The 13,235-nt window shown below is 38.7% G+C and carries 15 protein-coding genes; 13 read left to right on the top strand and 2 right to left on the bottom strand.

Annotation, left to right across the window (positions count from 1 at the left end; all coding sequences use genetic code 11):
* The first annotated feature begins 48 nt into the window (after nt 1–48).
* From V7097_RS15165 to V7097_RS15105, 13 genes are all read left to right on the top strand, one after another.
* On the top strand, nt 49–222 hold the full coding sequence (locus V7097_RS15165) for a twin-arginine translocase TatA/TatE family subunit (RefSeq protein ID WP_438824240.1): 174 nt from the start codon (nt 49–51) through the stop codon (nt 220–222).
* Nucleotides 223–341: 119 nt separating this feature from the next.
* Nucleotides 342–1,181, top strand: a complete 840-nt coding sequence (locus tag V7097_RS15160) for an aldo/keto reductase (protein WP_335704468.1) — start codon at nt 342–344, stop codon at nt 1,179–1,181.
* Between the two features lie 168 nt (nt 1,182–1,349).
* On the top strand, nt 1,350–1,835 hold the full coding sequence (locus V7097_RS15155; protein ID WP_335704467.1) for a DinB family protein: 486 nt from the start codon (nt 1,350–1,352) through the stop codon (nt 1,833–1,835).
* 60 nt (nt 1,836–1,895) lie between these two features.
* Nucleotides 1,896–2,345: a MaoC family dehydratase N-terminal domain-containing protein gene (locus V7097_RS15150; RefSeq protein ID WP_335704466.1), complete on the top strand. Its 450-nt coding sequence runs from the start codon at nt 1,896–1,898 to the stop codon at nt 2,343–2,345.
* Nucleotides 2,342–2,746: a MaoC/PaaZ C-terminal domain-containing protein gene (locus V7097_RS15145; protein WP_335704465.1), complete on the top strand. Its 405-nt coding sequence runs from the start codon at nt 2,342–2,344 to the stop codon at nt 2,744–2,746. Before V7097_RS15150 ends, V7097_RS15145 begins: the two co-directional genes overlap by 4 nt.
* 170 nt (nt 2,747–2,916) lie before the next feature.
* On the top strand, nt 2,917–3,354 hold the full coding sequence (gene hutP / locus V7097_RS15140) for a hut operon transcriptional regulator HutP (RefSeq protein ID WP_335704464.1): 438 nt from the start codon (nt 2,917–2,919) through the stop codon (nt 3,352–3,354).
* Between the two features lie 149 nt (nt 3,355–3,503).
* Nucleotides 3,504–5,021, top strand: coding sequence for a histidine ammonia-lyase (gene hutH, locus V7097_RS15135; RefSeq protein ID WP_335704463.1), 1,518 nt, complete (start codon nt 3,504–3,506; stop codon nt 5,019–5,021).
* Nucleotides 5,022–5,277: 256 nt separating this feature from the next.
* Nucleotides 5,278–6,933: a urocanate hydratase gene (gene hutU, locus V7097_RS15130; RefSeq protein ID WP_335704462.1), complete on the top strand. Its 1,656-nt coding sequence runs from the start codon at nt 5,278–5,280 to the stop codon at nt 6,931–6,933.
* A 32-nt stretch (nt 6,934–6,965) separates the two neighbouring features.
* Complete coding sequence (gene hutI / locus V7097_RS15125; RefSeq protein WP_335704461.1) at nt 6,966–8,222, top strand: imidazolonepropionase; 1,257 nt, start codon at nt 6,966–6,968, stop codon at nt 8,220–8,222.
* Nucleotides 8,215–9,156 (top strand): formimidoylglutamase, encoded by a 942-nt coding sequence (gene hutG / locus V7097_RS15120; protein WP_335704460.1) that lies wholly within the window; start codon nt 8,215–8,217, stop codon nt 9,154–9,156. Before hutI ends, hutG begins: the two co-directional genes overlap by 8 nt.
* A 72-nt stretch (nt 9,157–9,228) precedes the next feature.
* Complete coding sequence (locus V7097_RS15115; protein WP_335704459.1) at nt 9,229–10,017, top strand: nucleotidyltransferase domain-containing protein; 789 nt, start codon at nt 9,229–9,231, stop codon at nt 10,015–10,017.
* Nucleotides 10,018–10,117: 100 nt separating this feature from the next.
* Nucleotides 10,118–10,486: an ArsR/SmtB family transcription factor gene (locus V7097_RS15110; protein WP_335704458.1), complete on the top strand. Its 369-nt coding sequence runs from the start codon at nt 10,118–10,120 to the stop codon at nt 10,484–10,486.
* On the top strand, nt 10,479–12,587 hold the full coding sequence (locus tag V7097_RS15105; protein WP_335704457.1) for a heavy metal translocating P-type ATPase: 2,109 nt from the start codon (nt 10,479–10,481) through the stop codon (nt 12,585–12,587). Before V7097_RS15110 ends, V7097_RS15105 begins: the two co-directional genes overlap by 8 nt.
* Nucleotides 12,588–12,611: 24 nt before the next feature.
* Here V7097_RS15105 and V7097_RS15100 read toward each other — a convergent pair whose 3' ends face one another.
* Together V7097_RS15100 and V7097_RS15095 are read right to left on the bottom strand one after the other, a co-directional pair.
* On the bottom strand, nt 12,612–12,767 hold the full coding sequence (locus V7097_RS15100; RefSeq protein ID WP_335704456.1) for a hypothetical protein: 156 nt from the start codon (nt 12,765–12,767) through the stop codon (nt 12,612–12,614).
* A 142-nt stretch (nt 12,768–12,909) separates the two neighbouring features.
* Nucleotides 12,910–13,047, bottom strand: coding sequence for a hypothetical protein (locus V7097_RS15095; RefSeq protein WP_335704455.1), 138 nt, complete (start codon nt 13,045–13,047; stop codon nt 12,910–12,912).
* Between the last annotated feature and the right edge of the window lie 188 nt (nt 13,048–13,235).

The raw sequence follows: 13,235 nt of genomic DNA, 5'->3' as shown, positions 1-13,235 counted from the left end.
AGGAATAAAATAAGAGTGCAATACATTTCGTTTTAGGGTGGAATGATCATGGGAAACCTTGGTTTCGGAGAAATATTATTAATTATCTTTTTTGCATTACTTGTATTCGGACCTAAAAAGCTTCCTGAGCTTGGAAAAGCAGCAGGGACAACACTTCGGGAATTTAAAAAGGCAACAAAAGGCATCCTTGAAGATGACGATGATGAAACGAAATCAAAATAAGAAATGTAATCGGAGAGGGAAAAAGCCTCTCTTTTTTTATGAAGATGTATAAATTGAAAATTAGCCAAATGTGTGAGAAACTATAAATGGTAAATATTTCAATTGCAAGGAGGATATATATGGTAAAAAGTCTTCAAGATACAACGACATTACATAACGGAGTAAAAATGCCATGGTTTGGTCTTGGTGTTTTTAAAGTAGAAGAGGGGCAGGAAGTGATCGACTCTGTCAAATGGGCAATCAAGCATGGCTATATAAGCATCGACACCGCTGCTGTCTATAAAAATGAAGAAGGTGTAGGACAAGCAATTCGTGAATCTGGTTTCAATAGAGACGAATTATTTGTTACATCTAAGGTCTGGAATACCGACCAAGGCTATGAATCTACACTACAAGCCTTCGAAACAAGTCTACAAAAACTAGGTCTTGACTACTTAGATTTGTACCTTATTCACTGGCCAGGAAAAGACAAGTATATTGAAACTTGGCACGCACTGGAAAAGCTTTATAAAGAAGGTCGTGTACGTGCAATTGGGGTTAGTAATTTTCATGTTCATCATCTTGAAAATCTCATCAAAAATTCTGAGATTAAACCAATGGTGAATCAGGTTGAATACCATCCACATCTAACACAAACAGAACTACATGAATTCTGTATTAAGGAAGGCATTCAATTAGAAGCATGGTCTCCACTTAAGCGCGGTGAATTACTAAATGATCCGACACTTATAGAAATTAGCCAAAAATACAACAAATCTGTTGCACAGATTATATTACGTTGGGATCTTCAAAATGGAGTAGTAACAATTCCAAAATCAATCAAAGAACACCGCATACAAGAAAATGCAAATGTCTTTGATTTTGAACTCACACAAGCAGACATGGATAAAATCAGCGCACTTAATAAAGATGACAGAATCGGTTCAAATCCTGATACAAATATGACTGGATTTGAGTGATTACGAATTTAAGCCACACGGAATATTCCGTGTGGTTTTTTGCCTTAAAAAATGTGATAGATGTTGGAGGAATTTAACCTATATTTGTAGAACTGGTAATATTTATAAATGTATATACTTATAGTATTTTTACAGTTCAATAATTTTCTACAATTGGGAGGGGCTTTTATGCAAATGTTTTTTGGGTATAACTGGAAGGTAAGAGAAGATTGGTATCGGTGGTGTGAAGAATTAAGTGAAGAAGAACTTTTGCAAAATAGAACGGGTGGAATTGGAAGTATATTGCATACTCTTTTCCATATTGTTGATGTCGAATGGAGCTGGATACGTGTAATGCAGGATAAACCAGATTTCCAAGAGAGTTTCGATGATTATAATAGCTTGAATAAGGTTCGCGAATTGGATGCCAAACTTCATTTAGAAGTAGAAAGTTTCGTGAAAAACTGGGATGATAGTATGGAAAATCGGTTGTTTTACGATACTTTACCTGATGGAAAAATTGTGACGGATACCTGGGGGGAAATCATGCGGCATATTATTGCACATGAAATTCACCATATCGGACAATTATCAATTTGGTCAAGGGAAATTGGTAAAAAGCCTGTATCTGCAAATGTTATCGGTCGGGGTCTTGCCACTCATTCCACTAAGTAATTCAAAAAAAATTAGTTATTCGGATTTTGCTTATTCATTGAGATTAAAGAGGTGTTGCACGTGTATAAAGATTTTATCGGTGAACAATCAGCGAAAGTGAAAAATGTCGTTGAAAGAGGAGCGGTCAAAAAATTTGCTGATGCAATTGGAGACCCTCATCCAATTTTTATAGACGAAGAGTTTGGAAAAGCTTCCAGATATAAAACGAATATTGCACCACCGACATTTCCAAGAGTATTAGAATTTGGAAGCATTGAGGGGTTTGTTTTACCTGAAAAAGGTCTTATTCATGGTGAGCAAGTTTACAAATATGAAAGACCATTACTTGTTGGAGAAGAGATTCATTGTTATTCAAAGGTAGAAAACTACGTAGAGAAAAAAGGCTCTACAGGATCAATGGGTTTTCTAACCATTAGTGAAAACGGGGAAGACTTAAGTGGTGAACTGATTTTTTCTTCTAAACTTGTCGTCATCATCACGGATGCAGTTAGAAAGGGGATGAAGGCATGAGTTCATTAGAAAATATCGAAGTCGGATCTTCACTTGAAAGCGTTCAACTTCCAGCAGTTTCTAGAATGGATCTAATTAAATATTCAGGTGCCTCCGGAGATTACAATCCGATCCATACGATTGATGATGAGGCGAATAAAGCAGGGCTTCCCGGAGTGATTGCACATGGAATGTGGACAATGGGAAACCTTGCAAAGCTCTTTACGCCTTTTTATGAGGAAGGCTTTATTAAAACCTATTCGATCCGTTTTCGGAACATGGTGTTTTTGGATGATATCATAACTCTAAAATCTTCCTTAAAAAGTATAAATAATAATGAACTTACCTTTGATGTTACTGCTGTTAATCAAAACGAAAAAGATGTTATTAAAGGAAGTGTCGTTTTCCAAAAATACGTTTAAACTCATTTTCGAACGGGTTTTTTCTTATATCCACGCTTTACTATGGTATATTACTACTATAGTAACATACCAAAATTTACCAAATTCATTGACAATTGGATTGGCTCAAGCATACAATAATAATAAGTTGATAGATAATAGGAAAATTCAAAAATTAGAGGTTTTTAGTTATGAGTCAAAAAATAGCAATTGGCAAAATTGCTGTACTGCTTGCAACTTTAACGGAAGACGAAATGAAAGCTTTTTCTCCTTCATTACAACATGTTAAATACTGTCAAGGTAAAGTAGGCTCGATGAATATGCAGAAGGTGATTGCTGCTGTTGAAACAGCTGCAAAGCGACATGGTCTTATCCATGATTCACAATACCGTGAAACACATGCTTTGTACCACGCGATTATCGAAGGAATCGAAGGTGTTACAAGAGGGCAAACGGCGATCGGTGAAATTAGTCGGACTGTAGGCCTTCGTTTTGCAATCGTTCGAGGGACTCCTTATACCAATGAAAATGAGGGCGAGTGGATAGCTGTTGCTTTTTACGGAACCATTGGTGCACCAATCAAAGGCTTAGAACACGAAACAATAGGACTCGGAATCAATCATATTTAATAAAATAATTCTATGTTTGCATTGCCTATAGTCCTTTAGTCAATAGGAGGCGATGATGGTATCTCTATGCCATTATCGTCTCTTTTTGTTTTTTCATGACTCATTTCTAGAACATGTTAGGGACTCATAAATATTTAGGGGGATGATGTATGGTTGAGTTAACAGGTCAGTCGTTAACTTTAGAACATGTCAGACAGATTTGTTATGACTATGAACAAGTAACAATAAGCGAGGAATCACTTCGAAAAGTAGAACAAAGCCGCAAAGCAGTTGAAAAAATTGTGGCTGATAAAAGGACGATATACGGAATTAATACAGGCTTCGGTAAATTTAGTGATGTCATCATTGCCGATGAAGATGTAAATGATTTACAGCTCAATTTAATTCGCTCCCATGCTTGTGGTGTAGGTGAACCATTCCCTGAAGTTGTATCACGAGCAATGGTTTTACTACGGTTGAATGCACTATTGAAAGGTTTTTCTGGGATTCGTCCGGTTATAGTGGAAAGACTAGTAACTTTAATAAATATGAAAATACATCCGGTTATACCACAGCAGGGTTCACTTGGTGCATCCGGAGATTTAGCGCCACTTTCACATTTAGCTCTTGTTCTACTTGGTGAAGGAAAAGTGCATTACAAGGGGAGTGTTTTGCCGACCCGAGAAGTTTTTGAATTAGAGGGAATTCTGCCAGTTGACTTGCAGGCAAAAGAAGGTCTTGCACTAATCAATGGGACCCAAGCAATGACTGCAATGGGTGTAGTCAATTGGTTAGAAGCTTCACAACTTGCCCTACAAAGTGAAATGATCGCTAGCCTCACACTTGAAGGTCTTGAAGGAATCATTGATGCCTTCCATCCAGCTATCCATGAGGCACGTGGTTACCAACAGCAAATGGATGTAGCAAAAAGAATTCGTGACATTCTATCAGGGAGTCAATTGATTACTAGACAAGGTGAAAAGCGGGTGCAGGATGCCTACTCCTTACGTTGCATTCCACAAGTGCACGGTGCTTCATGGCAGGCGTTAGATTATGTAAAAGAAAAACTAGAAATTGAGATGAATGCTGCTACTGATAATCCTTTAATTTTTGAAGATGGGAATTTGGTTATTTCAGGGGGGAACTTTCATGGTCAGCCAATCGCAATTGCAATGGATTTTATGAAAATAGCAGTTGCTGAGTTTGCAAGCATTTCCGAGCGTCGAGTTGAAAGACTAGTTAACCCTCAGCTAAATGATTTACCGCCGTTTTTAAGTGCTCAGCCTGGTTTACAATCGGGTGCAATGATCATGCAATATGTTGCAGCATCGCTCGTATCAGAAAATAAAACACTCGCGCACCCAGCAAGTGTCGATTCAATCCCTTCATCTGCTAACCAAGAGGACCATGTGAGTATGGGGACAATCGGCTCCCGTCATGCCTATCAAATTATACAAAATGTACGACGAGTTTTAGCGATTGAATGTATTTGTGCACTGCAAGCAGTTGAATACCGTGGCACTCACAGAATGGCACCAGCTACACATGCGTTTTTTCTGGAAGCAAGAAAAATTGTTCCGTCGATTACTGAAGACCGAGTGTTTGCTGAAGATATTGAAAGGGTAACAGAATGGCTTAAAAAAAATAAACTAGTGTGGACAGCCAATCTAGAACCAATCGGAAATTAACTTTATTCAGCAGAAGTCTTTTTACTTTTAAATGGTTGGAGCAATGCAGTGAGTGGGGGTTCAAACCTTAACTAAATAAAGTTAAAGCCTCCGGCGGAAGCCACGATTTTTCAAAGGAAGTTTTTCGAGCGTAAGATCAAAGACTAAGAACGCCACATCCTGTGGCAACGTCTTTGTGACCCACATCGTGTGGGCCTAAAAAAATCGGACGCAAATACGCCGAGGCGAATTTGATTATAGAAAAGGGGAATAAATTATGTCAACTCAAAATCGTGTCGTTCATGTAAAAAAAGGATTGGAGCTTGAATGTAAAGGCTGGGAGCAGGAAGCCGCATTACGAATGTTGTATAACAATTTAGATACGGGCGTTGCAGAGAAACCAGAAGAGTTGGTTGTGTATGGCGGGATAGGAAAAGCTGCAAGAAATTGGGAGGCATTTGATGCAATTGTATCTACCCTCCGTCGTTTAGAAAATGACGAAACAATGTTAATTCAGTCTGGAAAACCAGTCGCAGTGTTTAAGACCCACAAGTGCGCACCACGTGTATTGCTTTCGAATTCTGTTCTCGTTCCGAAATGGGCAAATTGGGAGCATTTCCACGAACTTGATAAAAAAGGCTTAATGATGTATGGCCAAATGACAGCTGGAAGCTGGATCTACATTGGTTCCCAAGGAATTTTACAAGGAACCTATGAAACGTTTGCTGAAGTTGCGCGCCAGCATTTTGGTAGTTCATTAAAGGGAACAATTACCCTTACCGCTGGATTGGGTGGCATGGGCGGTGCACAGACACTTGCTGTTACCATGAATGGCGGCGTTTGTATTGCGGTTGATGTTGATAAATCCCGTATTCAAAAACGTATTGATACAAAATATTGTGATAGAATGACAAACTCAATTGATGAAGCAATTAAGTGGGCATGGGAAGCGAAACACAATGGAGATGCCTTATCGATTGGATTGATTGGAAATGCTGCCGAAGTGCACCATGAACTTTTATATCGGAATATACAAATTGATGTGATGACTGATCAAACCTCCGCGCACGACCCGTTAAATGGTTATGTGCCAGAAGGCTATTCAATCGAAGAAGCAATTCAATTACGAGCTAATGATCCGAAAAAATATGTTGAATTGTCAACGATGGCAATGGCAAAGCATGTACGGGCAATGCTAGAATTCCAACGTAGAGGAACAGTGACTTTTGATTATGGAAACAATATTCGCCAAGTTGCAAAAGACGAAGGTGTCGAACATGCATTTGATTTTCCAGGCTTTGTCCCTGCTTACATTCGTCCATTATTCTGTGAAGGTAAAGGACCTTTCCGATGGGCAGCGTTATCTGGAGACCCACAAGACATTTATCGAACAGATGCACTCATCAAGGAATTGTTTCCAGAAAACGATGCATTACTTCGCTGGATTGATATGGCTCAGGAAAAGGTAGAGTTCCAGGGACTACCAGCTCGAATCTGCTGGCTCGGCTATGGGGAACGGGTGAAAATGGGGCTCGCCATTAATGAATTGGTCCGAAAAGGTGAATTGAAAGCACCCATTGTAATTGGTCGAGACCACTTAGACTGCGGTTCTGTTGCTTCACCAAACCGAGAAACGGAAAGCATGAAGGATGGTAGTGATGCAGTGGGTGACTGGGCAATTTTAAACGCTTTGATCAATGTTGCTGCAGGTGGATCATGGATTTCAATACATCATGGTGGCGGTGTAGGTATGGGTTATTCACTACACGCCGGAATGGTTGTAGTTGCTGATGGAACAGTTTTAGCTGAGGAACGCCTACGTCGAGTCCTTACCACTGACCCGGGCATGGGTATTGTTCGCCATGCGGATGCCGGTTATGAAAAAGCAATTGAAGTGGCAAAGGAAAAAGGTGTCGATATACCGATGTTATAACACTATCAATCTAGCGAGAAAGGAGCACTATCATGCAATATGATTTACTTGTTCACAATATAGGGGAATTGATCTTACCAAAAGAAACTATTAAACCCCTTAAAGGCGGAGAAATGAAGGAGCTTACTGTCAAAAAAAATGTGGCATTTGCAGTTCATTCTGGAAAAATAGCCTGGATTGGCACAAATGAAGAAGCGAACCACATTCAAACGAAAAATAGTTTGGATGCCAAGCAAAAAGTTGTATCACCAGGTTTAGTCGACCCGCATACCCATCTAGTCTTCGGTGGCTCCCGTGAAAAAGAGCTCGCCCTAAAGCAAGCAGGCGTGCCATATCTTGAAATCCTTGCAACAGGTGGGGGCATTTTATCAACCGTTGAGGCGACAAAAAAAGCAACTGAGGAAGAACTATATGAAAAGGCTACCTTCCATCTAAAACGCATCATTTCATACGGAGTGACAACTATGGAGGCAAAAAGCGGATATGGTTTAGATCCCGAAACGGAATTAAAACAACTTAAAGTTGTTAACAGACTAAAAGAAAATTACCCAATTTCAATTGTATCGACATTCTTAGGACCACATGCCATTCCTACATCCTACAAGGGGAAAGAAGATGAATTCTTGGAAGAGATGGTTCAGCTTCTCGACACTGTTAAGGAAAAAAAACTTGCGGAATTTGCTGATATTTTTTGCGAAACAGGTGTTTTCACGACAAAGCAATCAGAATACTTTTTACAAAAAGCAAAGGAAAAGGGATTCGGCCTAAAAATTCACGGAGATGAAATTGATTCTTTAGGAGGAACTGAACTTGCTGTAGAACTTGGTGCAACGAGTGTAGACCACCTAGTCGCTGCATCAGATGAAGCAATTAACATGCTTTCTGAAGGAGAAACAGTTGCTGTCTTACTGCCTGGGACGACATTCTATCTTGGCAAGGATTCCTATGCGCGCGCCAGAAAAATGATTGATGAAGGTGTTGCTGTAGCTCTTGCAACCGACTTTAACCCAGGCAGCTGCGTAACTGAAAATTTACAGCTTATCATGTCCCTCGCAGCTCTAAAACTAAAAATGACACCGGAAGAAATTTGGAATGCAGTAACCGTAAACGCAGCCTTTGCAATCGGTAAAGGTGGAGAAGCAGGAACAATAACGATCGGTCTGGACGCCAATTTTGTCCTATGGGATATTCCAAATTATATGTACCTCCCATACCATTTTGGCGTAAATCATACAAACAGTGTCTACGTTAAAGGAACAAAGGTTTGGGGGAGCAGCGACTATGTCTGATTTTCGTTTTCTCACACCAGGTCAACCAGCTAATTTTAAAGATCAATTTGTAACAAAAGTAACAGAATGTATGAATTCATATCAAAAAGGAGCCAAGGCTGACATCGGAATCATCGGTCTTCCTGCATCCAAGTCATCTATCTCATCATCATTTGCAGCTGACGCACCAAAAACGATTCGAGGCGCACTGAACGCGTATACCACTTATTCAGGGGAAAAGAACCTTGATTACAAGAACACTACGATGTTAGATTTTGGTGATGTTCACACCCATCCGACAAACCTTGTAGAAACCACTGACCGATTATACATTAGTGTTAAAGAAATGCTGCAAACAAATGCTTGCAAAAGACATATCATGCTTGGCGGAGATCATGGAGTGAGTTATCCTTCGATTCGTGCATTTCAGGAGTACTACGGTAGAATTGGTGTCATTCAATGGGATGCCCATCATGATGTACGAAATTTAGAGGATGGTGGAAGAACGAACGGAACTCCTTTTCGAAGTCTACTTGAGGGTGGCTTTTTAAATGGGGAAGACCTTACCCAAATTGGAATTCGGGATTTTACGAATGCCAGAGTATACCACGATTATGTGAAGAACAAAGGAGTCACAGTGTATACCATGAATGATGTGGACCGTATCGGAATTGTTCCCATCATTCAAAAAGAAGTGGATCGATTAGCGCAAAAGGTTGATTTTATCTATCTTTCTGTAGATATGGACGTTGTGGATCAAGCCTTTGCACCAGGCTGTCCAGCGATTGGACCTGGTGGTTTGACATCAAGGGAGCTTCTTTCAAGTATCTCGGAATCAACAAAACATCCAAAAGTGAAAGCGATGGATCTAGTTGAAATCGACCCGTCTAAAGATATTCGTGATATCACAAGTAGACTTGCAGCCAATGTGATGTTGCGTTTTATGTATTCGTAATAAGAGAATACTAAAAGGTAAAGGGAGATGACAAACACATCTCCTTTTCTTATGTAAAAAAGGGGTATCTCAATGAAAAGTCATATCTTAAAAATTCTTAACCAAATTCAAATGGAATACGAAGTCAAAATTCTCTACGCATGTGAAGCAGGAAGCCGAACCTGGGGTATTGCATCCGATGAAAGCGATTATGATGTTCGTTTTATCTATATCCATAAAACCGAATGGTACCTTTCAATTGATCAAAAACGGGACGTGCTTGAAATTCCAAAACACGATAAAATTCTTATTCCTGTTAACCCTGTAGTCGATATGAGTGGTTGGGAGCTTACAAAGGCACTACGATTATTTCGCAAATCAAATCCAGCTCTTTTGGAATGGTTGCATTCAAATATTATCTATTATGAAGATAATTTATTTATCAATAAAATGAAACAAATTGAGCATAGCATCTTTTCACCTATTCCAAGTATCTACCAATATGTGAAAGTGGCTAGGGGAAATTTCAAAACCATTCAAGAAAAAGAACCACATCTAAAAACATATTTAAACGTTATTAGACCATTATTAATGGCAAAATCCATTGTAAATCACCACAAAATGATAAGCCTTGATTTGAATGATTTAATCAGTAATGTTTTGCCTACTAACGATCTAAAACGAAGTATCGAACAATTGATAAAAATGAAGTCATCTGGCCAAAAGCTTACGAAACAAATTAGAGACATAGACAAATTTATTGAAACAGAAATTCAATATTTGGAGCAATATGTATCGAATCTAGAGTCCGACATAACGAATCCAACACCTCAACTTAATCAACTCTTTCGAGAGACATTAACCAAAACATGGCATAACTGAATATATTTTTGATTGTGCCCATTATTCAAATACTCACTTGAATGTCTGATAATTAAGATATATACTTTATTCAAATGAATATTTTAATGAGGGGATTTAAATGTCTAAAAAGGATACCTGTGAAATTTATTGTTATGACGAAGAGAAGGTAAATCGGATACAGAGTGAGTTAGAAACAGTTGATATTCTAAGCGTAGCCCAATTGTTCAAAGCTATAGCGGATGAAAACAGGGCCAAAATCGCTTTTTCTTTAACTAAGGATGAAGAATTATGTGTATGCGACATAGCAAATGTGATTAGTATTACAGTTGCAAATGCTTCTCACCATCTTCGGACACTTCATAAACAGGGGATTGTAAAATATAGAAAAGAAGGGAAATTGGTCTTTTATTCATTAGATGATGATCATATTAGACAATTATTAAAAATTGCCCTCGCTCATAAAGAAGAGGTGAAGAATTATGTCTGAACAAGCTACAAAGACCTACCGAGTTCAAGGCTTTTCCTGAGCAGGCTGTGCAAAAACGTTCGAAACGAACGTAAAACACCTGGATGGTGTTATTGATGCTAATGTAAACTTTGGCGCTTCAAAAATAACAGTAACAGGAAACACAACAATTGAAGAACTCGAAAAAGCAGGTGCCTTTGAAAATTTAATGCTTCGAGATGAACATGAAAAAGCAGCACCACTATTACCATTTTGGAAGCAAAAACAAAATATTAAAGTTTATACATCAGCAGTGTTACTAATTGTAAGTTGGTTATTAGGAGAGCAATATGGAGAAGGGCATATCTCTTCGACAATTGGTTATGCTGTAGCAATAATCATCGGTGGCTATTCGCTATTTCAAAAAGGATTTAAGAACCTGATTCGTTTCAATTTTGATATGAACACTCTCATGACCATAGCCATTATCGGTGCTGCCTTAATTGGAGAATGGGGCGAAGGGGCAACTGTTGTGATTTTATTCGCAATTAGCGAAGCTTTGGAACGTTATTCGATGGACAAAGCACGAAAATCGATCGAATCTTTGATGGATATTGCACCAAATGAAGCATTGATTCGACGTGGTATGGATGAAATGTTGATCCATGTTGAAGATATTCAAATCGGAGACATCATGATTGTTAAGCCAGGACAAAAGCTTGCGATGGATGGAATCGTTATTAAAGGGATCTCTGCCGTTAATCAGGCCTCGATAACTGGTGAAAGTGTTCCAGTTAGTAAAACCATTGATGATGAGGTTTTTGCTGGAACATTGAATGAAGAAGGACTTCTTGAAGTAAGAGTAACGAAACGTGTGGAAGACACGACAATTGCAAAAATCATTCATCTAGTCGAAGAAGCACAAGCTGAGCGTGCACCTTCACAGGCGTTTGTTGATAAATTCGCAAAATACTATACACCAGCAATCATAGTACTAGCTGTTTTAATTGCTGTTATTCCTCCCTTGTTTTTTGGAGCAAGTTGGAACGAATGGATATATCAAGGGTTGGCTGCACTTGTCGTAGGTTGTCCATGCGCTTTAGTTGTATCGACTCCAGTTGCAGTTGTCACTGCAATCGGAAATGCAGCACGACACGGTGTACTGATCAAAGGTGGTATTTACCTCGAGGAAGCGGGAGCACTTAAAGTAATTGCTTTTGACAAAACAGGCACGTTAACAAAGGGCATTCCCGAAGTCACTGACATCATATCAAATGATGAAAATGAACATGAGTGGCTGACGATTGCCGCAGCAATTGAAAAGGGGTCACAGCATCCGCTTGCATCAGCTATTTTAAAAAAAGCTGAGGGTCTCCCTTATAAGGATATAATGATAGAGGATTTTCAATCTATTACAGGCAGAGGCTTGAAAGCTAAAATTAATGAAGATGTATACTATGTAGGTAGTCCGGCTTTATTTGAAGAAGTACACAAAGGCAATTTAAAAGACAAGCAAGAGCAAATTAGTGAATTACAAAGACAGGGTAAAACAGTTATGATTCTTGGAACAGACGAGAAAATCCTTTTACTTATCGCTGTTGCTGATAAAGTAAGAGAATCATCAAAAGAGGTCATTCGCAAATTACATGATGTTGGTATTGAAAAAACAATCATGCTCACCGGTGATAATCAGCTTACAGCTAACGCAATTGGAAAAGAAGTTGGTGTTACTGAAATTAAAGCTGATTTACTTCCAGAAGACAAACTAATTTCTATTAAAGAGCTTCAAACAAATCACCAAAACGTTGCGATGGTAGGAGATGGAGTTAATGATGCACCTGCACTAGCTGCTGCGACAGTCGGTGTTGCAATGGGTGGAGCCGGAACTGATACCGCACTTGAAACGGCTGATATTGCTTTGATGTCCGATGATCTTCGAAAATTGCCGTATACGATCAAATTAAGTCGTAAAGCACTATCGATTATTAAACAAAACATCACTTTTTCATTAGGAATAAAAGCTTTAGCATTACTATTGGTTGTTCCAGGCTGGCTTACACTTTGGATAGCGATTTTTGCTGATATGGGTGCTACACTGCTTGTCACATTAAATAGCTTACGATTATTAAAGGTTAAGGAATAGGGGTAACATAGTTATCCCTTTTTTTTATGCGATTTTTTCATCTGCATCCTCTTCAATTTTTTTAAGATGTGAATGCCTCACATCCCAAAAATAAACTCTAGGAAGTCCCCAATGAAGCCAATATTCATGAACCAAAGTTACTCCGACAAATAATATCATTTGAACTTCTAGTTGTTTCAATAAAATCACCCCTTAAAACAGTATACGGGCACCCGCAGTTGTCCAATAACCAAGAGGAGACAAAAAGAAAAAACCCGTTCCAAAAATTCAATCATAGGAACAGGTCAAATATGTACCGGTACGAAAATTCGTTACTTAAATATTATTTGTTTTTACGCTTTTCGCGAGCAGCTTTTTTCCTTGCTTTTTTACTCATGCCTTGCTCCGCACCAAATTCCGTGTCCATACTATTTGCTCCTGTTTGAGGCTGGTTATTTTTATTTTTGTTTTTGTTTGCCATTCGTATGCCCTCCTTTCATATTGATAGCGCTGGATTCTATGTGTTTCTATTTCCTGAATTTTACAGCGTTATGTATATCCTGTATTAAAAAACAGAAAATATACAAATTTCGACAAAAAGATGTTTCGAAAGTACTTTTTTAGTAAAATTAACTACATATAGTACATACATAGAAGGGATTTTGAAAA

It is taken from the genome of Bacillus sp. JJ1562, assembly GCF_036962705.1.
Classification (GTDB): Bacteria; Bacillota; Bacilli; order Bacillales; family Bacillaceae_L; genus Ferdinandcohnia.
The sequence above is the reverse complement of the archived record's forward strand: the minus strand, read 5'-3'. Positions and strand labels throughout refer to the sequence as shown.